The sequence below is a fragment of the Enterococcus durans NBRC 100479 = LMG 10746 genome, from assembly GCF_001544215.1.
Taxonomy (GTDB): Bacteria; Bacillota; Bacilli; order Lactobacillales; family Enterococcaceae; genus Enterococcus_B; species Enterococcus_B durans.
This window is the reverse complement of the sequence record NZ_BCQB01000017.1, coordinates 1-19,473: the sequence shown is the minus strand read 5'-3', so window position 1 is coordinate 19,473 and position 19,473 is coordinate 1. Positions and strand designations below refer to the sequence as shown.

Annotated in this window: 23 protein-coding genes; 20 read left to right on the top strand and 3 right to left on the bottom strand. The window is 39.2% G+C overall.

Annotation, left to right across the window (positions count from 1 at the left end):
- Nucleotides 1-5: 5 nt before the first annotated feature.
- From rpsE to truA, 15 genes are all read left to right on the top strand, one after another.
- Nucleotides 6-506: a 30S ribosomal protein S5 gene (gene rpsE / locus ED2_RS06520; RefSeq protein ID WP_002288681.1), complete on the top strand. Its 501-nt coding sequence runs from the start codon at nucleotides 6-8 to the stop codon at nucleotides 504-506.
- Nucleotides 507-520: 14 nt separating this feature from the next.
- Entirely contained in the window at nucleotides 521-700 is a 180-nt protein-coding gene (rpmD, locus tag ED2_RS06515; protein WP_005880745.1) for a 50S ribosomal protein L30, read from the top strand.
- A gap of 57 nt (nucleotides 701-757) precedes the next feature.
- The gene (gene rplO / locus ED2_RS06510) at nucleotides 758-1,198 is read left to right on the top strand and encodes a 50S ribosomal protein L15 (protein ID WP_005880742.1); all 441 of its coding nucleotides are present in this window, start codon (nucleotides 758-760) and stop codon (nucleotides 1,196-1,198) included.
- A complete protein-coding gene (secY, locus tag ED2_RS06505) occupies nucleotides 1,198-2,493 on the top strand; it encodes a preprotein translocase subunit SecY (protein ID WP_016177187.1) in 1,296 nt (431 codons plus the stop codon). Before rplO ends, secY begins: the two co-directional genes overlap by 1 nt.
- Nucleotides 2,494-2,558: 65 nt before the next feature.
- Nucleotides 2,559-3,206 carry an adenylate kinase gene (locus tag ED2_RS06500; protein WP_005880738.1) on the top strand — a complete coding sequence of 216 codons (648 nt, stop codon included), beginning with the start codon at nucleotides 2,559-2,561 and terminating at the stop codon, nucleotides 3,204-3,206.
- A 191-nt stretch (nucleotides 3,207-3,397) separates the two neighbouring features.
- Nucleotides 3,398-3,616: a translation initiation factor IF-1 gene (gene infA, locus ED2_RS06495; protein ID WP_002288695.1), complete on the top strand. Its 219-nt coding sequence runs from the start codon at nucleotides 3,398-3,400 to the stop codon at nucleotides 3,614-3,616.
- Nucleotides 3,617-3,648: 32 nt separating this feature from the next.
- Nucleotides 3,649-3,765, top strand: coding sequence for a 50S ribosomal protein L36 (gene rpmJ, locus ED2_RS06490; RefSeq protein ID WP_002288710.1), 117 nt, complete (start codon nucleotides 3,649-3,651; stop codon nucleotides 3,763-3,765).
- A gap of 17 nt (nucleotides 3,766-3,782) precedes the next feature.
- On the top strand, nucleotides 3,783-4,148 hold the full coding sequence (gene rpsM / locus ED2_RS06485; RefSeq protein ID WP_002288713.1) for a 30S ribosomal protein S13: 366 nt from the start codon (nucleotides 3,783-3,785) through the stop codon (nucleotides 4,146-4,148).
- A gap of 27 nt (nucleotides 4,149-4,175) precedes the next feature.
- The gene (gene rpsK / locus ED2_RS06480) at nucleotides 4,176-4,565 is read left to right on the top strand and encodes a 30S ribosomal protein S11 (RefSeq protein ID WP_002288714.1); all 390 of its coding nucleotides are present in this window, start codon (nucleotides 4,176-4,178) and stop codon (nucleotides 4,563-4,565) included.
- 79 nt (nucleotides 4,566-4,644) lie between these two features.
- The gene (locus ED2_RS06475) at nucleotides 4,645-5,583 is read left to right on the top strand and encodes a DNA-directed RNA polymerase subunit alpha (protein WP_005880735.1); all 939 of its coding nucleotides are present in this window, start codon (nucleotides 4,645-4,647) and stop codon (nucleotides 5,581-5,583) included.
- A gap of 27 nt (nucleotides 5,584-5,610) precedes the next feature.
- Nucleotides 5,611-5,991 (top strand): 50S ribosomal protein L17, encoded by a 381-nt coding sequence (gene rplQ / locus ED2_RS06470; protein WP_005880733.1) that lies wholly within the window; start codon nucleotides 5,611-5,613, stop codon nucleotides 5,989-5,991.
- Nucleotides 5,992-6,264: 273 nt separating this feature from the next.
- Nucleotides 6,265-7,104 (top strand): energy-coupling factor ABC transporter ATP-binding protein, encoded by an 840-nt coding sequence (locus ED2_RS06465; protein ID WP_016177188.1) that lies wholly within the window; start codon nucleotides 6,265-6,267, stop codon nucleotides 7,102-7,104.
- A complete protein-coding gene (locus tag ED2_RS06460; protein ID WP_016177189.1) occupies nucleotides 7,080-7,949 on the top strand; it encodes an energy-coupling factor ABC transporter ATP-binding protein in 870 nt (289 codons plus the stop codon). Before ED2_RS06465 ends, ED2_RS06460 begins: the two co-directional genes overlap by 25 nt.
- The gene (locus ED2_RS06455) at nucleotides 7,939-8,736 is read left to right on the top strand and encodes an energy-coupling factor transporter transmembrane component T family protein (RefSeq protein WP_005880731.1); all 798 of its coding nucleotides are present in this window, start codon (nucleotides 7,939-7,941) and stop codon (nucleotides 8,734-8,736) included. Before ED2_RS06460 ends, ED2_RS06455 begins: the two co-directional genes overlap by 11 nt.
- Before the next feature lie 21 nt (nucleotides 8,737-8,757).
- A complete protein-coding gene (gene truA, locus ED2_RS06450) occupies nucleotides 8,758-9,504 on the top strand; it encodes a tRNA pseudouridine(38-40) synthase TruA (RefSeq protein ID WP_016177191.1) in 747 nt (248 codons plus the stop codon).
- Between the two features lie 49 nt (nucleotides 9,505-9,553).
- On the opposite strand, the gene ED2_RS06445 is transcribed toward truA, so the two are convergent.
- Together ED2_RS06445 and rpmB are read right to left on the bottom strand one after the other, a co-directional pair.
- Nucleotides 9,554-12,217: a YfhO family protein gene (locus ED2_RS06445; protein WP_016177192.1), complete on the bottom strand. Its 2,664-nt coding sequence runs from the start codon at nucleotides 12,215-12,217 to the stop codon at nucleotides 9,554-9,556.
- Nucleotides 12,218-12,600: 383 nt separating this feature from the next.
- Nucleotides 12,601-12,789: a 50S ribosomal protein L28 gene (gene rpmB, locus ED2_RS06440; RefSeq protein ID WP_005880725.1), complete on the bottom strand. Its 189-nt coding sequence runs from the start codon at nucleotides 12,787-12,789 to the stop codon at nucleotides 12,601-12,603.
- Between the two features lie 270 nt (nucleotides 12,790-13,059).
- On the opposite strand from rpmB, the gene ED2_RS06435 reads away from it, so the two are divergent.
- The 5 genes from ED2_RS06435 (at nucleotide 13,060) to acpP (ending at nucleotide 18,736) form a co-directional block, all read left to right on the top strand.
- Complete coding sequence (locus ED2_RS06435) at nucleotides 13,060-13,422, top strand: Asp23/Gls24 family envelope stress response protein (RefSeq protein WP_005880723.1); 363 nt, start codon at nucleotides 13,060-13,062, stop codon at nucleotides 13,420-13,422.
- A gap of 52 nt (nucleotides 13,423-13,474) precedes the next feature.
- A complete protein-coding gene (locus ED2_RS06430; RefSeq protein WP_060789727.1) occupies nucleotides 13,475-15,157 on the top strand; it encodes a DAK2 domain-containing protein in 1,683 nt (560 codons plus the stop codon).
- A gap of 127 nt (nucleotides 15,158-15,284) precedes the next feature.
- Complete coding sequence (gene recG / locus ED2_RS06425; RefSeq protein ID WP_016177194.1) at nucleotides 15,285-17,321, top strand: ATP-dependent DNA helicase RecG; 2,037 nt, start codon at nucleotides 15,285-15,287, stop codon at nucleotides 17,319-17,321.
- 47 nt (nucleotides 17,322-17,368) lie between these two features.
- On the top strand, nucleotides 17,369-18,370 hold the full coding sequence (gene plsX / locus ED2_RS06420; RefSeq protein WP_016177195.1) for a phosphate acyltransferase PlsX: 1,002 nt from the start codon (nucleotides 17,369-17,371) through the stop codon (nucleotides 18,368-18,370).
- Nucleotides 18,371-18,493: 123 nt separating this feature from the next.
- Nucleotides 18,494-18,736, top strand: a complete 243-nt coding sequence (gene acpP / locus ED2_RS06415; RefSeq protein ID WP_005880715.1) for an acyl carrier protein — start codon at nucleotides 18,494-18,496, stop codon at nucleotides 18,734-18,736.
- Between the two features lie 139 nt (nucleotides 18,737-18,875).
- Here the strand turns inward: acpP and ED2_RS06410 are convergent.
- Nucleotides 18,876-19,473 (bottom strand): transposase (locus tag ED2_RS06410; protein ID WP_082705220.1); only part of this gene is annotated, 598 nt, incomplete at its 5' end.

Sequence of the window (19,473 nt, the reverse complement as noted above, 5' to 3'; positions counted from 1 at the left end):
CATTCATGGTTTATATCGATCCAAAACATTTGGAATTAGAAGACCGCGTTGTTGCAATTAACCGTGTAACAAAAGTTGTTAAAGGTGGACGTCGTCTACGTTTTGCTGCTTTAGTTGTTGTCGGTGACAAAAACGGACACGTAGGATTTGGTACAGGTAAAGCACAAGAAGTACCTGAAGCAATCCGTAAAGCAATTGAAGATGCGAAGAAAAACTTAGTTGAAGTACCTATGGTTGGTTCAACAATCCCACACGAAGTAATCGGTGCTTTTAGTGGTGGTAGAATCCTAATGAAACCTGCTGTTGAAGGTTCTGGGGTTGCTGCTGGTGGACCAGTTCGTGCCGTATTAGAATTAGCTGGGGTAGCAGATATCACTTCTAAATCTTTAGGCTCAAATACACCAATCAACGTTGTTCGTGCAACTGTTGAAGGTTTGAAACAATTGAAACGTGCTGAAGAAGTTGCAGAACTTCGTGGCAAATCTGTTGAAGAATTAATCGGATAAGGAGGACAAACATAATGGCTGAATTAAAAGTTACTTTAAAACGCAGTATTATCGGACGTCCTCAAAACCAACGCGATACAGTCAAAGCGTTAGGTCTTACTAAGATTAACAGTTCAGTGGTTAAGCCTGCTAACGATGCTATCAAAGGCATGATCAATACTGTTTCTCATTTAGTGGACGTTGAAGAAGTCTAATTAAACTTAAATAATCTAAGAAATTAAGAACTAGAATATTAAGGAGGTGCCAAACCTATGAAACTTCATGAATTGAAACCTGCAGAAGGTTCACGCCAAGTACGCAATCGTGTTGGACGTGGTACTTCTTCTGGTAACGGAAAAACTGCTGGACGCGGTCAAAAAGGACAAAAAGCTCGTTCAGGCGGTGGTGTACGTCTAGGATTTGAAGGTGGACAAACGCCATTATTCCGTCGTTTACCAAAACGTGGATTCACAAACGTGAACCGTAAAGACTACGCAGTTGTTAACCTTGATGTCTTGAATCGCTTTGAAGACGGTGCTGAAGTAACACCAGTTGCTTTAGTAGAAGCTGGAATCGTGAAAAACGAAAAAGCTGGAATCAAAGTATTAGCTAACGGTGAATTAACTAAAAAATTAACTGTGAAGGCCGCAAAATTCTCTAAAGCAGCTGAAGAAGCAATTGTTGCTGCTGGTGGATCAATCGAGGTGATCTAATGCTTAAACTATTAAAAGATGCTTTTAAAGTAAAAGATATTAGATCAAAAATCCTATTCACAGTGTTTGTTCTATTTGTATTTCGTCTAGGCGCACATATTACTGTGCCTGGCGTAGATGCTAGTTCATTGCAAAATCTTTCTTCTTTGCCATTTTTCAATATGTTGAACTTAGTCAGTGGTAGTGCGATGCAAAACTTCTCTATCTTCTCAATGGGGGTTTCACCTTACATTACAGCGTCTATCGTCATCCAATTGCTACAAATGGATATCGTTCCACATTTCGTGGAATGGTCAAAACAAGGGGAAGTTGGTCGTAAAAAGTTAAATCAAGCAACACGATACCTGACATTAGTATTGGCATTTATCCAATCAGTCGGTATCACTGCTGGGTTTAACCAATATGCCCAATTAGGTTTTGTCAATAACCCTAATGTGTCAACATATGTAACGATCGGTCTGATCTTGACTGCCGGTACAATGTTTGTCACTTGGTTAGGAGAACAAATCACCGAAAAAGGTATTGGTAATGGTGTGTCAATGATCATCTTTGCAGGGATCATTTCTAGACTACCTGAAAGTGTCAAAGAAATTTATGAAGATTACTTTATAAACATTGATCCTTCAGATATCTGGAAATCTGCAATTTTCGTTGCCATCTTACTTGTTGCGATTTTATTGATCGTAACGTTTGTCACATTTTTCCAACAAGCTGAACGCAAGATCCCGATCCAATATACGAAACGCTTAGCAGGCGCTCCAACAAGTAGTTATCTACCGTTGAAAGTGAATGCGGCTGGGGTTATCCCGGTTATCTTCGCCAGCTCGTTTATTGCTACTCCTAATGCGGTATTACAAGCATTGAGTGGTCGGTTTGGATCTGAAAATTGGTATAAGATAATGATGGAGATCTTTAACTATAACACGGCGCCAGGTGCGACGATTTATACGATACTGATCGTTGCATTTACGTTCTTCTATGCTTTTGTTCAAGTGAACCCTGAGAAATTAGCGGAAAACTTACAAAAACAAGGAAGTTATATACCAAGCGTACGCCCTGGTAAGGGGACTGAAGAGTATGTCTCAAGCTTATTGATGCGTTTAAGTACAGTCGGTGCAATTTTCCTTGGTTTGGTGGCTTTATTACCGATCATTGCTCAAATGGTCTGGAATTTGCCTCAATCTATCGGGTTAGGTGGTACCAGCTTACTGATTGTTATCGGTGTTGCTTTAGAAACTGCGAAACAGTTAGAAGGCTTAATGCTGAAACGTAAATATGTTGGATTTATTGAGTAAGAGTAAGAAAGCGTGTTGAGGTTTTTCCTCAACACACGTTCTCACATTTATTAGGAGGGTAAACAATGAACCTCATTTTAATGGGGCTACCAGGCGCGGGTAAAGGAACACAAGCAGAAAAAATCATTGATGCTTATCATATTCCGCATATCTCAACAGGAGACATGTTTCGTGCAGCAATGAAAAATGAAACAGCTCTTGGCTTGGAAGCAAAGTCTTATATTGATAAAGGTGCATTAGTTCCTGATGAAGTAACAAATGGAATCGTGAAAGAGCGTTTAGCTGAACCAGATACGGAGAAAGGCTTCTTATTAGATGGCTTTCCACGTACGATTGAGCAAGCAGAAGCTCTGGACGCAATGCTGAAAGATTTAAATAAAAAAATTGATGCTGTCATCGATATCCATGTTGGTGAAGAAGTATTGGTTGAGCGTTTAGCTGGCCGATTCATCTGCCGTAACTGTGGAGCAACTTACCATAAAATTTTCAACCCTACAAAAGTTGAAGACACATGTGATCGTTGTGGTGGGCATGAATTCTATCAAAGAGAAGATGATAAACCTGAGACGGTTAAAAATCGTCTGGCTATCAACATCAAAAATAGTGAACCAATCTTGGCTTATTATAAAGAACAAGGTTTGCTACACACTATCGATGGTGATCGTGAAATCGATGCTGTATTTACTGATGTACAAAAAATCATTGAAAAATAGCACGATTGCCCGTAGCCGACTTGCATTAAGCAGTTACTCTTGTCAAGTTCAATAAATTATGATAGAATATGTCAGTCCGACTTCTAGAGAAATCCTCTAGATGATCCATTTTGAGAATTTTGAGGTGGGAACTGCAGTTTCCGCCATTTTATCGTGTGAAAATGCGAAACAAGTACAAGGAGGTACTGTGCGTGGCAAAAGAAGATATGATTGAAGTCGAAGGTACAGTCGTCGAAACTTTGCCGAATGCAATGTTTAAAGTTGAACTAGAAAACGGACACCAAGTTCTTGCTACTGTTTCAGGTAAAATTCGTATGCATTACATCCGTATCTTACCTGGTGACAAAGTGACGGTTGAATTGTCTCCGTACGATTTAAACCGTGGCCGTATTACTTATCGCTTTAAATAATTGTACTCCGTAAAACTACAGGAGGTATTATCATGAAAGTAAGACCATCAGTAAAACCAATGTGCGAACATTGTAAAGTAATTCGTCGTAAAGGACGCGTTATGGTGATTTGCCCAGCAAATCCAAAACATAAACAACGTCAAGGATAATTGGAGGTGCAATAAATATGGCTCGTATTGCAGGAGTAGATATTCCTCGTGATAAACGTGTAGTAGTTTCACTTACTTATATCTATGGTATTGGTAACACTACTGCTAAAAAAATCTTAGCTGATGCTGGTGTATCTGAAGATGTTCGCGTTCGTGAATTAACGAATGAACAAACAGATGCTATCCGTGCGGAAGTAGATAAATTAAAAGTTGAAGGTGATCTTCGTCGTGAAGTGAACTTAAACATCAAACGCTTGATGGAAATCGGTTCATACCGAGGCATCCGTCATCGCCGTGGTTTGCCTGTTCGTGGACAAAACACGAAAAACAATGCACGTACTCGTAAAGGCCCAGCTCGCGCTATCGCTGGCAAGAAAAAATAATTCTTAAGTGAAGGAGGTTAAAACTTCATGGCAGCAAAAAAAGTGAATCGTAAACGCCGTGTGAAAAAGAATATAGAAGCAGGTATTGCACATATCCATTCTACATTCAACAACACTATCATCATGATCACTGATACTCACGGAAATGCATTAGCGTGGTCGTCAGCTGGTTCATTAGGCTTCAAAGGAAGCAAAAAATCAACTCCTTTTGCCGCTCAAATGGCAGCAGAAACAGCTACAAAAGCAGCAATGGAACACGGATTAAAGACTGTTGAAGTAACAGTTAAAGGACCTGGTTCTGGACGTGAAGCAGCAATTCGTTCATTACAAGCTACAGGTTTAGAAGTGACTGCAATTCGTGACGTGACTCCAGTTCCTCATAATGGTGCCCGCCCTCCAAAACGCCGTCGTGTTTAATGAGTGCCGCTCATTTTGAGTTCTATTAGTAACGTCATTGAACAAGACACTTTTCGTTTTGAAAGGGGTAAAGATAAGAATGATTGAGTTCGAAAAACCAAGAATCGCAAAAATTGATGAAGAAAAAGATTATGGCAAGTTCATCGTTGAACCTCTTGAAAGAGGCTATGGGACTACTTTAGGGAATTCCCTACGTCGTATTTTATTATCTTCTTTGCCAGGTGCTGCCATCACTAATATTCAAATCGATGGTGTACTGCATGAATTCTCTACCATTAAAGGTGTACGAGAAGACGTCACTCAAATCATCTTGAACATTAAAGGTTTAGCACTGAAAATGTATGGCCAAGAAGAAAAAACCCTTGAAATCGATATTACCGGACCTGCTACAGTAACTGCTGGCGATATTATCGTTGATAGTGAGGTAGAAATTCTTAACAAAGATATGTACATCTGTAGTGTCTCAGAAGGTGCTACGTTCCATGCTCGCTTAACAGTGAAACCAGGACGTGGTTATGTTCAAGCAGATGAAAACAAAAAAGAAGATATGCCGATCGGTGTACTTCCAGTCGATTCAATCTACACACCAGTTCGTCGTGTAAACTACCAAGTAGAAAACACTCGTGTTGGACACCGTGAAGATTTTGATAAATTGACGATGGAGATTTGGACAGATGGTTCAATCGAACCATTGGAAGCAATGAGTTTATCTGCAAAAATCATGACTGAACATTTAGATATTTTTGTTAACCTGACTGATGAAGCAAAAAATGCTGAAATCATGGTCGAAAAGGAAGAAACACAAAAAGAAAAAATGTTGGAAATGACAATTGAAGAATTAGACTTATCTGTTCGCTCTTACAATTGTTTAAAACGTGCAGGAATCAATACTGTACAAGAACTTACGAATAAATCTGAGCCAGAAATGATCAAAGTCCGTAACTTAGGACGTAAATCATTAGAAGAAGTGAAAGCAAAATTACACGACTTAGGTTTAGGTTTACGTAAAGAAGATTAAAACCTTTTACGAAGGAGGGAAACCAACGTGAGTTATCGTAAACTAGGACGCACATCTAGCCAACGTAAAGCGATGTTGCGTGATTTAACAACTGACTTATTAATTAACGAACGTATTGTGACTACTGAAGCTCGTGCGAAAGAAGTTCGCTCAACTACAGAAAAAATGATCACTTTAGGCAAACGTGGAGACTTGCATGCACGTCGTCAAGCTGCGGCTTTTGTACGTAATGAAGTTGCTAGCGTACGTGAAGAAAATGAGGATATCGTCATTGAATCAGCTTTGCAAAAACTATTCAACGATATTGCACCTCGTTATGCTGAACGTCAAGGTGGCTACACTCGTATCTTGAAGACAGAACCAAGACGCGGTGATGGTGCACCAATGGTTGTCTTAGAACTTGTCTAAAATCACACTAATAACATCACTTTATAGATGATTCTTTTAGAGTGTTATGATGTTGGAAGTTAACTCTTCCGAGTCTAGCTCAGCGCTACTCCTCAAGTCGAATCGATTTGAGGAGTATGCACTCATCATAAAGTGTTTTTTGTACCTTCAATTAACTGTCTTGACATCTATTTGAAGGCACAAAAAAACACTTTAATTAAAACGGAAACAATTGAAAAATCAGGTATTTTTTGATAGTGTTAGTAGGAACTTTAGGATGGAGAAGGAGTAATTATGGAGCCAATTATTGAATTAGGAAAGATTAATTACAAATACCAACCAGATGACCCCCGTTTTGCGTTAAAAGATATTTCATTTACGATCAACCAAGGTGAATGGATCGCAATTATCGGGCACAATGGTTCAGGTAAATCAACACTCGCAAAAACGATCAACGGTCTGCTTTTGCCAGAATCAGGCACGGTAAAGGTAGGAAAGCAGTTACTAAATGAAGAAAACATCTGGTCTATACGTCGAATGGTCGGCATGGTTTTCCAAAACCCTGACAACCAGTTTGTCGGATCAACAGTGGAAGATGATGTTGCTTTTGGTCTTGAGAATCAGGGTATCCCACGTGAAGAAATGGTGGTTCGTGTAAAGGATGCACTTGAAAAAGTCCGTATGAGCGACTTTGCAAAAAGAGAACCTGCACGATTGTCTGGTGGACAAAAACAAAGAGTTGCTATTGCAGGAGTTGTTGCGTTACGGCCAGATATCATCATTTTAGATGAAGCGACTAGCATGTTAGACCCCGAAGGACGAGAAGAAGTTATTTCGACGATCAAAAAGATCAAAGAAGAAAGCAACTTGACGGTCATATCTATCACACATGATATCGATGAAGCAGCGAATGCCAATCGGATATTTGTCATGAAACAAGGTGAACTAGTTAATGAAGGAACACCAGAAGAAATTTTTTCTGCTGGTCCTGAACTGATCAATCTTGGGTTGGATCTTCCTTTTCCTGAAAAATTAAAGAGTGCATTAAAACAACGAGGTTTTGTCGTTCCAGAAGAGTACATGACTGAAGAAGGGATGGTGGACTGGTTATGGACATCCGTTTTGAAAAAGTAGATTTTACGTATCAGCCCAATACGCCATTTGAACAAAGAGCGCTATTTGATATTGATATGACGATTGAAGAAAATAGTTATACAGCTCTAGTCGGCCATACAGGTAGTGGTAAATCGACCCTACTTCAACATCTAAATGCATTGGTCAAGCCTACGAGTGGAATCGTACATATTGGCGATCGACAAATCAAACCTGATACGAACAATAAAAATTTAAAACCGATCCGTAAAAAAGTCGGGATCGTTTTTCAATTTCCGGAAGCACAATTATTTGAAGAAACAGTCGCTCGAGATATTGCGTTTGGTCCTAAAAATTTTGGAGTCAGCGACGAAGATGCGCTTCAGTTAGCAAAAGAGATGCTTGGGCATGTTGGTTTAGATGAGAATTACTTAGAACGTTCACCATTTGAATTGTCTGGTGGACAAATGCGGCGAGTGGCTATTGCTGGCGTCTTAGCAATGAAACCAGAGGTACTCGTTTTAGATGAGCCAACAGCAGGACTTGACCCGCAGGGAAGAAAAGAAATGATGGATATGTTCTGGCGTCTGCATAAAGAGCAGAATATTACGATCGTACTAGTCACCCACTTGATGGACGATGTGGCGAACTACGCCGACTATGTTTATGTACTTGAAAAAGGGAAAATTGTCGAAAGTGGACGACCCCATCAAGTTTTTCAAAATCTTACCTGGTTGAAAGACAAGCAATTAGGTGTTCCTACTGCTACCGAATTTGCAGAAAAATTAAACAATCCCGAGAAGCTATTTTCCGAGTTGCCGATCACTGCTGAAGAATTGGCAGATAAGATTGTTGAATTAGCAGGAGGAAATGCACATGATGAATAAATTGATTTTTGGTCGGTATATGCCAGGGAATTCCTTGATTCACCGATTAGATCCTCGTGCAAAATTATTAGCCAGCTTCTATTTTATCGGTATCATTTTTTTAGCAAATAATTGGCAGACTTATGCACTATTAGCAGTTTTCACTTTGCTTGCTGTTTTTCTTTCGAAAGTCGATATCAAATTCTTCATTCGTGGTATTCGACCGTTGATCTGGTTGATCTTATTCACCGTAGCTTTACAAGTCTTATTTACAAGCGGTGGCGCGACTTATTGGAGTTGGGGGATCTTTAACATCACTGAATTTGGTGTGATGAACGGACTCTTCATTTTTTGCCGTTTCGTATTGATCATCTTTATGTCGACATTATTGACGTTGACCACGCCTCCTTTAGAATTGTCTGATGCAATTGAATATCTGTTAAGACCCTTAAAGGCTGTGCGTTTTCCAGTACACGAAATCTCCTTGATGTTGTCGATCGCATTACGTTTTGTTCCTACTTTGATGGATGAAACAGAAAAAATCATGAATGCGCAACGCGCACGTGGCGTCGATTTTGGAGAAGGTAGCTTAGTTCAAAAAATGAAAGCTGTCATTCCCTTGTTGATCCCGTTATTTGTCAGCAGTTTTAATCGTGCAGAAGATTTGGCGACAGCTATGGAAGCAAGAGGCTATCAAGGTGGTGAAGGACGAACGAAATATCGTATCCTTCATTGGCACAACCGTGACACGTACGTCATTCTTGCATTTGTATTATTGACGATGGCGTTGATTTTTTTAAGAAGCTGATTTAGTAGAAAAGGTGAATGTATGACACGCTACAAAGCAATTATTGCATATGATGGAACGAACTTTAATGGATTTCAAAAACAGCCAAATGGTCGTACCGTACAAGAAGAAATAGAAAAAACATTAACAAAGATGGCGAATGGTAAAGAAATCACTGTTTTTGGGTCTGGTCGTACAGATGCAGGAGTACATGCAATGGGTCAAGTTATCCATTTTGATTACCCCGAAGAGCGTCCGTTAGAACGCATGCGTTTTGCTTTAGATACGCAGTCACCAGAAGATATTGCAGTGAAAGAAGTAGCAATTGTTTCAGAAGATTTCCATGCTCGTTATCTTGTAAAAGAAAAAACGTATCAATTTCGAGTGGATATAGGCAAACCGCGTAGTCCATTTCGACGCCATTATGCCAGTTATTTTCCTTATCCAATAGATGTGGAAAAGATCCAACGAGCGCTTCCTGATTTATTAGGAACACATGATTTCACTTCTTTTTGTGCTTCTGGTAGTTCTATCGAAGACAAAGTTCGAACGATCTATGAGGCGAAAATGGAAGTGAATGAAACCGGCGATGAGCTTTTGTTTACTTTCCGCGGAAATGGTTTTCTTTACAAAATGATCCGTATCTTAGTTGGAACATTGCTTAAAATTGGGAATGGACGTTTGGCAGAGGATAGTATTCCTGAAATCATAGCGAAAAAAGATCGTAATGCTGCTGGACCGACTGCTCATCCAGAAGGGCTATATCTTTACGAAGTCAAATATGAATGAAAAAACTCCTTTAGTATCTGATGATGATCAGACGACTAAAGGAGTTTTTTTATTTTCTTCTACGATGTGAGGTCCTTTGCGGAGCTGGTTGTTCGATTTCAGTAACTCGTTTAAATGAACTATTACGCTTTAGATACCAGACGTAGAGAATGAACAGGGCAAGACAGAGAACGAATAAGATGGCACCGATCATAAATCCCTGAGGTAAATAACTAAACGTGACAGTATGCTTACCTGCTGGAACTTTGATCATCAAGAAGGCATCTTTAAAGTTTTCTACCTCTACTGACTTGCCATCAACTTTGGCTTTCCAACCTGCATCATAAGGAATCGTTGTGACAAGCATCTTATCTTCAGGAGTATTGACTGTTCCTGTAGCGGTACGTCCTGTAGTGTCCATCTCAACGCCGTTGTCCTTGATCTGGTTCATGGCAGCTTGATAAGCTACAACATCTAATCCGATGACTTTGGGTGCCATAAAACTAACTTCTTTTGTGCCATAAAAACTAGCAGTAAAGGTGACTGTCGTTTCTTGCGGATAATAACCAAGATCATAATATTGCCCAGAGATATTGATTTGGGTCTTGCGTGACATCCCATTGACTGTAATGGTAGCAGTTGAACTTTCTAATTGTGCATAATTCGTTGGGAAAAGGCTCAAGTAAGCTTGTGTATTTGCTGGTACTTTCACTTCCCAAGTTAAGACTTTTGGCTGATTTTCAGCTGTTTCGCCATAAGTCACACCTGTTGATGTATTGCTGACTGTGACATTTTGCTGGCTTTTTAATGTTGGTGTATAGAATGTATAATACTGTTCGTTCAAACCAGACAGTTGGTTGATCAAATTTGTTTGACTAGTCAAATTGTCTGTCAGTGGCTGTTCCACATCATTGATCGACAAAGGAGCAGTAAAGGCTAAAGGTAAAGCATTGATATTTTTATAGAGCGTGTAATCACCGCTTTGATCTTCTCGAATAAAGCCGTATTTACTAAAGCTGCTGTCGTTTTTCGCGATATTGTATTTGATTCCTGTAAAACCATCCATCAACAAAGTATTATTCGCATAGCGAATGTTCAAATTCGTTCCGCGAGAACGAAACCCTAATGTATCCAGATAAGAAGAAGAGTTTCGGTTTCTGATAGAAGAAAACAAACTGATCCCACTATAACCATAATTGATCGAATCATTCGGTGAGATGGGGTCAAGGTTTTCTAAACGATAAAATGTATCTGATTCTTTTTTTGTTTTGTCAACTAATGTTTTCAATGAGGGCGCAGGGTCAGTATACAAACTTCGCGATGCGTAATTCCAATCATCTAAAATACCATGGATCATGCTGTTCGTATTGACACTTGCTTCTGCAGTCATGAGCAACAATAACAATAGACTGAGATATTTAACTGACTGTTTGTGATGGTGGAAAAAACCGATCGTCAAAGCATAGAGCCCTAAGAAAACAACAGTCAAAACAAAGGAAGTCGTTGTGACATAAGAATAACTACCTGCTGGTTTCAGTCCCCAAGCAGTAGTGAAGACTGCTGCAAGAAGAATGATGATCCCGACTAGTAATCCCTGATCTTCTTTCGTCAATACTTCCCAAGCTTTGGCAGCTAGTAAAATAACTAAGAAAGAAAATAGGTACGCATAACGGAATAAGAACATATTCGGTGCGTGCATCCCATGCCAGAATAGATTCAAAGGAACGATATAAAAACTAGCAATCAACAGTGCAAACAAACTACCAAATAAAAGTTTGTTTTTGACAGTGATTTTTCGGCTGATAAAATAAAACAGGCACAGTACTAATGGAAACAATCCGGCGTAAATAAAAGGAGTCGAACCATATTTGGTTGTATCATAAACGCCCACCATATTTTTCATGATTAGATCCAAGTAGGAAGTGGCCTCTGTTTTGAACGTCGTGATCTGAGTTAGTGCTTCTCCATTAGAGCGCAGATCAAGGATAGCCGGCAAAATAATGATCATTGAAGCACCACCAGCTAGTAAAGAGGTAATGCCGTAAGGAAGAATCGTTTTTTTATATACCGACCAATTACTTAGAAGTCTAATAACAAAGTAAAGGAAGGAAAAGACACCGATCATGAATCCCATATAAAAACTCGATAGAAAGAGTAAGAGATAGCTGACAAATAGGACGATCGGTTTTTTTAAATCCATTACTCGATGAATCCCTAGAATGATCAAGGGAAGGTAAATAAAGGCATCTAACCACATGATGATTTCTGAGTGTGCAGTGATGAAAGAAATCGATGCATAGCTAACACTTAGCGCAACATGGCCCCAACGAGGTATCTTGTATGTTCTTGCAAGAAACCAAAAAGATAATCCTGCACAGCCGACTTTTAAGATCGTAAGAAAATAAAGGACATCAGGCATCATCTGATTAGGGAATAACACCACAAGCGGCGTGAAGATCCCGCCTAGATAGTACGAGATCAAAGAAAGGTAATTCAAGCCAAGAGAGGCATTCCATGTATAGAAAATACTTTGCTTTCCAAGTAACATATTCCGAAAGCTTGCATGAAAGTTAGAAAATTGTGAAAAGGCATCACTCGCAAGAATGCTGCGGTCGCTTCCAGGATAGATACCGATACTTAGATAAACAAGTGTGAGTATCAGTAAAGGAATCAGGAAGCTAGCTAATGCGTAGCGACCATTCTCTTTAAGAAAAAGTTTTAATTTTGTTTTCATATTCAAACCACCAATTTCTATGATAATGAAGCTACTTCTAGTTTATCACATTCATCTTTTTCTCCACCTTAAAAGACTTTACATTTCATAAAAAAATAAAAAAACAAAATAAATAATATAAAATCGTCAAATATTATTAGGAAACATAACGAAAGAATTGAATTTATCTAGACGAAATACTAGCTAAATGAACTATCAATAGAAGAATATACCTATGTTTCGTAAACAGTTGAGCAATCATAAAAAGACAAATACCCGATACTTTTAAGTGGTATGAAAAAATACCTAAAGCAAGAACTCAATGAAGAGTCTACTTTAGGTATTTTTACTTGTTATATGTAAATAAAAACCGTTCAACAATGAACGGCTCAAACTTTATTCAATTAAACGCGTTCAACTTTTCCTGATTTCAAAGCACGAGTTGACACCCAAACTTTTTTAGGTGTTCCGTCGATCATTACGCGAACTTTTTGTAAGTTAGGTTTAACAGTACGTTTTGTTGAGTTCATAGCGTGTGAACGGTTGTTTCCACTTTTTGTCTTGCGACCTGTAAAGTAACAAACTTTTGCCATGTAAATTTCCTCCTTTGCCTTGATTTGGAGCAATAGAATAATTCAGCTCATACAAGACTAACATATCATATAGAATAGTAATTTGCAAGCACATTTTCACTGATAGAATTGACATTTGTCAAGAATAATTGTAAATTATACAAGGTTATTTCTAAAAAATTCGTGGGTTTTTGAGTACTTTAGGGTAACTACCTTTTATTTCAGGTTGCGCTATGATAAAATATGATAGAAGAAAAATGGGAGTATTTTACCCGTTAAGGAGGCTCATTCATGGCTGTAAAAATTCAAACGTCAGCTGGAACCATTGAAATTACCAATGATGTGATTGCAACAGTTGTTGGTGGCGCCGCGACAGATGTGTTCGGTGTTGTAGGAATGGCCAGCAAAAATCAAATCAAAGATAATATCACTGAGATTTTACGTAAAGAAAATTATGCTAGAGGTGTAGTCGTTCGTCAAGAAGATAACGGTATCGCGGTGGACGTTTATACGATTATTAGCTATGGTACAAAAATTTCGGAAGTTTCACGTAATGTTCAAGAAAAAGTAAAATACAACTTGGAGGCATTATTAGGTGTAACAGCCAATTCTGTTAATGTCTTTGTCCAAGGTGTTCGTGTACTGCCAGACTAGGCAGGAGGCTTGCTGATTCATTCAGCAGTCGATCTGAAGGAGGATTATCTAGGTGAGTTTAACAGAAATCAGTGCAAGCCAATTCCAGGAAATGGTTCAGGCGGGCGCGAATCGTCTGCAAATAAATGCAGAATATGTCAATTCGTTAAATGTATTTCCAGTTCCTGATGGAGATACTGGTACAAATATGAATTTATCCATGACTAGCGGAGCAAAAGCAGTAGTTGACTCTACTTCTGAAAAAGTAGGAGATCTAGCAACGATGCTATCTAAAGGATTATTGATGGGAGCTCGAGGAAATTCAGGCGTTATCTTGTCTCAATTATTCCGCGGTTTTTCCAAACAAATTCCAGATGTAACAGTATTAAATGCTACCGATCTAGCGGCGGCTTTTACACATGGTGTTGAAACAGCTTATAAAGCGGTCATGAAACCAGTGGAAGGAACGATCCTGACAGTAGCGAGAGAAGCTGCCAAAGCTGGCGAAAAGAAAGCAAAATCAACCGATGATGTAATAGAAGTGATGACTGCCGTTGTCAAAGGCGGAAAACGTGCTTTAGCTAAAACACCTGACTTATTGCCAGTATTAAAAGAAGTAGGTGTAGTCGATAGTGGTGGACAAGGATTACTGTTTGTCTATGAAGGTTTTTTGAGCGCTTTGAACGGTGAATTCCAAGCAGATGAAGTCTATGAACCATCTCCAGCAGAAATGGATGACATGGTCAATGCGGAACATCATCGTAGTGTCCAAGGACAATTAGCTACAGAAGATATCCACTATGGCTACTGTACAGAAATTATGGTGAAAATCGGCGAAGGACCAACCGTTGATAGCCAATTTGATTATGAAGAGTTCCGCAATTACTTAGACGGATTAGGCGATTCATTATTAGTAGTCAATGATGAAGAAATCATCAAAGTACATGTTCACACAGAAAATCCAGGTGAAGTATTGAACTATGGACAAAAATTTGGTTCATTAGTGAAAATAAAAGTGGATAATATGCGTTTGCAACATGAAACGATTCTAGAGCATGACGAAGATGTCAATGCGTTTGCACAACAAAAACCGACACGTACACCTTATGGTATCGTAGCAATCGCTGCTGGCGAAGGGATCCAAGAGTTATTTAAAAGCTTAGGTGCAAATTACGTGATCAGTGGTGGTCAAACAATGAATCCAAGTACAGAGGACATTGTCAAAGCCATTCAAGAGGTCAATGCAGACAAAGTTATCGTGTTGCCAAACAACAAAAATATTTTCATGGCTGCTGACCAAGCAGCTGAAGTTGCTGAAATCCCAGTAGCAGTCGTGCCATCAAAGACGATCTCTCAAGGATTGACAGCGATGCTATCATTCAATGATCAAGTATCATTAGATGAAAATAAACAAACAATGACAGAAATGCTTTCAAGTGTAGTGAGCGGTCAAGTGACACATGCTATTCGTGACACAACGATTGATGGCGTAAAAATCACTGAAGGTGACTTTTTAGGAATGATCGATGGAAAAATCGTGATCTCTAATCCAGATATCGTGGAAACTTCATTAGATACTCTAGAAAAAATGATCACTGAAGACACAGAAATCGTAACGATCTTAGCTGGTGAAGGCGGCTCAGTTAAGCAAGCAGAAGCTTTGACAGCTAAGTTAGTCGAACGTTATCCAGATTTGGAATTCGAGATCCATCAAGGAGACCAACCTGTTTATCCATATCTATTCTCAGCAGAATAAGAACGTAGCAAAGAATGATCGAATTAGTAAGGGCTGTGCCAGAGAAATGGTACAGCCCTCTTTCTAAGGAATGGCTGAAACAGAATAAGACAGCCAGTTGGGAAATGACGAAGAGGAGGAAATGACCATGCGATCTTTGAATGATCCAGTTACGGTGTTGGCTGGTGTGGGAGAGAAAAGAGCCGTGAGTCTTGCCAGTTTAGGCATACATACGATTGAAGATTTACTGACCTATTATCCTTTTCGCTATGAAGATATCCAAGAAAGAAATTTAAATGAGATCCAAGACCAAGAGAAAGTAACCTTAAAAGGACTTGTGGTTTCTCCACCTGTCATGAGCCGATTTGGATACAAAAAAAGTCGATTACAGTTTCGAATGATGCAAGATCATGCAGTGTTCAATGTTTCTTTTTTCAATCAACCTTATTTAAAAGATAAAATCATTTTATCAGAAGAAATCGCCGTCTATGGAAAATGGGATGCAAAACGAAAAGCTTTAAATGGAATGAAAATCTTGGGTTCTCAAACATTAGATGATTTTTCTCCTATCTATCATGTCAATAAATCGATACGCCAAACGACCTTAGTTGATCTGATAAAAAAAGGATTTGAAGAATACGGACAATTACTTGAAGAAAATCTGCCGATCTACTTAGTCGAGAAGTATCGTTTATTGGATCGACCAACAGCTGTTCGAAGTATGCATTTTCCCAAAAATCATGAAGAAAATCATCAGGCGAAGCGACGAATCGTTTTTGAGGAATTCTTTTTGTTCCAAATGCGACTTCAAGGACTAAAAAAAGCCGAAAAAGCAGAAAAAAATGGACTGGAGATCTTATACGATATCCAACGATTAAAAGAGTTTACCAAGAAATTGCCCTTTGAATTAACGAATGCACAAAAACGCGTAACGAATGAAATTTGTCGTGACCTGAGAAGCCCGCAGCATATGCAACGTCTTTTACAAGGGGATGTAGGAAGTGGGAAAACGATTGTAGCTGCCATTGCTTTGTATGCTACGATCACAGCGGGATTCCAAGGCGCATTGATGGTACCCACTGAAATTTTGGCACAACAGCATATGGAAAGTTTACAGCAATTGTTTGATCCAACAGAAGTAAAGCTTGCTCTTTTAACTGGTTCAACGAAAGCCAAAGAACGAAAGGAACTAATGGAACAGCTAGAAACCGGAGAAATAGACATTATAATAGGTACACATGCGTTGATCCAAGAAGGCGTGGAGTTTCAAAATCTGGGGTTAGTGATCACAGACGAGCAGCATCGCTTTGGAGTCAATCAACGAAAAGTTCTTCGGGAGAAAGGTTGGCGGCCAGATGTGTTGTTCATGACTGCAACGCCGATTCCTCGTACGTTAGCAATTACCGCGTATGGAGAGATGGATGTTTCGATCATCGATGAGCTGCCAACCGGGCGGATTCCCATCGAAACACGTTGGGTGAGAACGCCGCAATTAGACAGTGTATTGGATTGGACACATAAAGAATTAGCTAAGGGACATCAGATGTACGTGATTTGTCCATTGATCGAAGAATCCGAAGCACTGGATGTGAAAAATGCGGTAGAAATCTATGAGAAATTAAGTGAGCTGTTTGCACCTCAGTATGAAGTGGGATTATTACATGGTAAAATGAAGAATCAAGAAAAAGATGTGATCATGGAAACCTTTAAAGAAAATAAGATGCAAATCTTAGTTTCGACGACCGTTATCGAAGTCGGAGTAAATGTTCCAAATGCCACAGTCATGCTGATCATGGATGCGGATCGTTTTGGACTAGCACAGTTGCATCAATTGCGTGGCCGAGTTGGTCGTGGTAGTGATGCTTCCTATTGTGTGTTAGTCGCTAATCCTAAGAATGAATTGGGCGTTGAACGGATGAAAATCATGACAGAAACAAATAATGGCTTTGTATTAAGTGAAAAAGACTTAGAATTACGCGGTCCTGGAGAAGTCTTTGGCTTTCGCCAATCAGGGCTGCCTCAATTTGCGATTGCCGATCTTGTGGCTGATGGCAATGTGTTGGAAGTCGCCCGTGAAGAAGCGCAGAATGTTTGGCAAATTAAAAATTGGCAGGTACTACCAGAATATCGGCCTTTGGTAAATAGTCTAGAGGTAGAAAATCAAGATAGTCATTATTTTGATTAGCAGACTATGCTATACTTTATAGTGATGATAAAAAAGGAGTGGAAATAATGAGAATCGCCGTAGATGCAATGGGTGGCGACCACGCACCACAAGCAATTGTGGAAGGTGTGGCTTTAGCACAACAAGATTTCCCAGATGTGGAATTTATCCTTTATGGTAAGGAAGCAGAAATCAAAAAATATTTGACAAATGAAAAAAATATCACGATCGTGCATACAGACGAAAAAATAAGCAGTGATGATGAACCAGTTAAAGCGATTCGTCGTAAAAAGACCGCTTCGATGGTTTTAGCGGCGCAAGCAGTGAAAAATGGAGAGGCAGACGCTATTTTCTCAGCCGGAAATACAGGAGCATTATTAGCTGCAGGATTATTTATCGTTGGCAGGATCAAAAACATCGAACGTCCTGGATTAATGTCCACATTGCCTATTATTGGCAAACCTGATGCTGGTTTTGATATGTTGGATTTAGGTGCAAATGCTGAAAACAAAGCGGAGCATCTTCTACAATATGGTATACTTGGTTCGTTTTATGCACGAAAAGTTCGTGGTATTGGTCGCCCTCGGGTTGCACTATTGAACAACGGAACAGAAGAAACCAAAGGAAGCGAACTTACGAAAAAGGCTTTTGAATTACTACACAATGAAACGAGTTTGAATTTCATTGGTAATGTAGAAGCAAGAGAATTGCTAAATGGTGTTGCTGACGTGGTCGTCACTGATGGATTCACTGGGAACGCTGTGTTGAAATCAATCGAAGGTACTGCAATGAATATGATGGATCTTTTGAAATCAGCCATTTTAAATGAAGGTTTTAAAGGGAAAATGGGGGCTGTACTACTAAAAAACGGCCTGCGTTCATTAAAATCTGAAATGGATTACTCTAAACATGGCGGAGCTGTGCTCTTTGGACTGAAAGCGCCAGTGATCAAAACTCATGGTGCAACGGGTCCAGATGCGGTAAGATATACGATCCGCCAAATCCATACGATGCTTGAAACAAATGTAGTCGGCCAATTGGTTGAACAATTTGAAAAAAGCGCAGAGTGACTTTTTTTATCCGAATGAGAAAAAGTCGGTGGAAAAAAAGGTGGACATTCTTAAAAAATGCCAGTAGAATTAGCGTTGGCGAAAGAAAGTCGACAATTTCGATAATTGTTGGAGGTGAAAACATTGGCACGTGAAGAAATATTTAACAAAGTAGCGAAAATTATTTCAAATCATTTTGAAATTGATACAGATAAAGTAACTGATGAATTAAATATCAAAGATGACCTAAAAGCTGACTCAATCAGCATCATGGAATTTGTTTTGGAGCTTGAAGACGAGTTTGGAACAGAGATCTCTGATGAAGACGCAGAACAAATTGAAACAGTTGGCGGCGCGGTAGATTATATCAGCAGTCATCTTAACTAATTTTCGATAGAGAGAAGTGAGTAAAGACTATTTTTGGTCTTTACTCACTTTTTTGGCTCTTTGTCAAATGATGTTGGTAAAGAGAAATCTTAGAATAATTTGGACAGAACAGAAAGAAGAAACTCTCTTTCTGTTCTGTTTATTTGGTTAAAAATGTTTTGCCATGACGAATCATGATCCGTAGTTTGAAATTGTAAAAGCTGCGAAAGCCGTACGCATTGCGTTTTAATACTTTGATGTGGTTGTTTAAACATTCCAATGGTCCATTTGAATAGCTGTAGTAAAGCGCATTTTGGATCTGTGGCAGAAACTTTTTAAACGTTCGTAAAGTGGTTGTATAGGTTTCAGGAAGACCGCTGACTTCTCTGTTTAAACAGTCCTCAAATAATGACTGATCTCTTTTCTTTACCGCATAAAGAATGTCTTGGTATAACTGATAGCCTTGGCGCAGGTTGGGACAAGCAGATAACAGTCGATCGACAATCTCACTTTCAGTCAAATAATCTTTAAAACTGGCACGCCTAACCCTTTTTTCGTAGTTTAACTTTGCTTCTTCTTTTTGTAGGAGTTTCCAATAGCGTTTCAATTTTTTCCCTAACCCTCGTTGAGAGTGGGAAGTTCCTTTAAGCCGTGCCGTGGTTTCTTTCACTCGATGATTCAAGAAGGTTCTGCCAATATGTTGGACGATGTGGAAACGGTCGATGATCAACTGAGCATTCGGGAAAAGCTTTTTAACT

Bases quoted from the DNA above. Each gene is read 5' to 3' on its own strand.
- rpsK (WP_002288714.1), top strand. From the start codon at position 4,176: ATGGCAGCAAAAAAAGTGAATCGTAAACGCCGTGTGAAAAAGAATATA.
- ED2_RS06455 (WP_005880731.1), top strand. From the start codon at position 7,939: ATGATGAATAAATTGATTTTTGGTCGGTATATGCCAGGGAATTCCTTG.
- secY (WP_016177187.1), top strand. From the start codon at position 1,198: ATGCTTAAACTATTAAAAGATGCTTTTAAAGTAAAAGATATTAGATCA.
- rpmJ (WP_002288710.1), top strand. From the start codon at position 3,649: ATGAAAGTAAGACCATCAGTAAAACCAATGTGCGAACATTGTAAAGTA.
- ED2_RS06465 (WP_016177188.1), top strand. From the start codon at position 6,265: ATGGAGCCAATTATTGAATTAGGAAAGATTAATTACAAATACCAACCA.
- ED2_RS06500 (WP_005880738.1), top strand. From the start codon at position 2,559: ATGAACCTCATTTTAATGGGGCTACCAGGCGCGGGTAAAGGAACACAA.
- recG (WP_016177194.1), top strand. From the start codon at position 15,285: ATGCGATCTTTGAATGATCCAGTTACGGTGTTGGCTGGTGTGGGAGAG.
- ED2_RS06435 (WP_005880723.1), top strand. From the start codon at position 13,060: ATGGCTGTAAAAATTCAAACGTCAGCTGGAACCATTGAAATTACCAAT.
- rpmD (WP_005880745.1), top strand. From the start codon at position 521: ATGGCTGAATTAAAAGTTACTTTAAAACGCAGTATTATCGGACGTCCT.
- ED2_RS06460 (WP_016177189.1), top strand. From the start codon at position 7,080: ATGGACATCCGTTTTGAAAAAGTAGATTTTACGTATCAGCCCAATACG.
- ED2_RS06445 (WP_016177192.1), bottom strand. From the start codon at position 12,217: ATGAAAACAAAATTAAAACTTTTTCTTAAAGAGAATGGTCGCTACGCA.
- truA (WP_016177191.1), top strand. From the start codon at position 8,758: ATGACACGCTACAAAGCAATTATTGCATATGATGGAACGAACTTTAAT.
- rpmB (WP_005880725.1), bottom strand. From the start codon at position 12,789: ATGGCAAAAGTTTGTTACTTTACAGGTCGCAAGACAAAAAGTGGAAAC.
- rplO (WP_005880742.1), top strand. From the start codon at position 758: ATGAAACTTCATGAATTGAAACCTGCAGAAGGTTCACGCCAAGTACGC.
- rpsM (WP_002288713.1), top strand. From the start codon at position 3,783: ATGGCTCGTATTGCAGGAGTAGATATTCCTCGTGATAAACGTGTAGTA.
- rpsE (WP_002288681.1), top strand. From the start codon at position 6: ATGGTTTATATCGATCCAAAACATTTGGAATTAGAAGACCGCGTTGTT.
- ED2_RS06475 (WP_005880735.1), top strand. From the start codon at position 4,645: ATGATTGAGTTCGAAAAACCAAGAATCGCAAAAATTGATGAAGAAAAA.
- plsX (WP_016177195.1), top strand. From the start codon at position 17,369: ATGAGAATCGCCGTAGATGCAATGGGTGGCGACCACGCACCACAAGCA.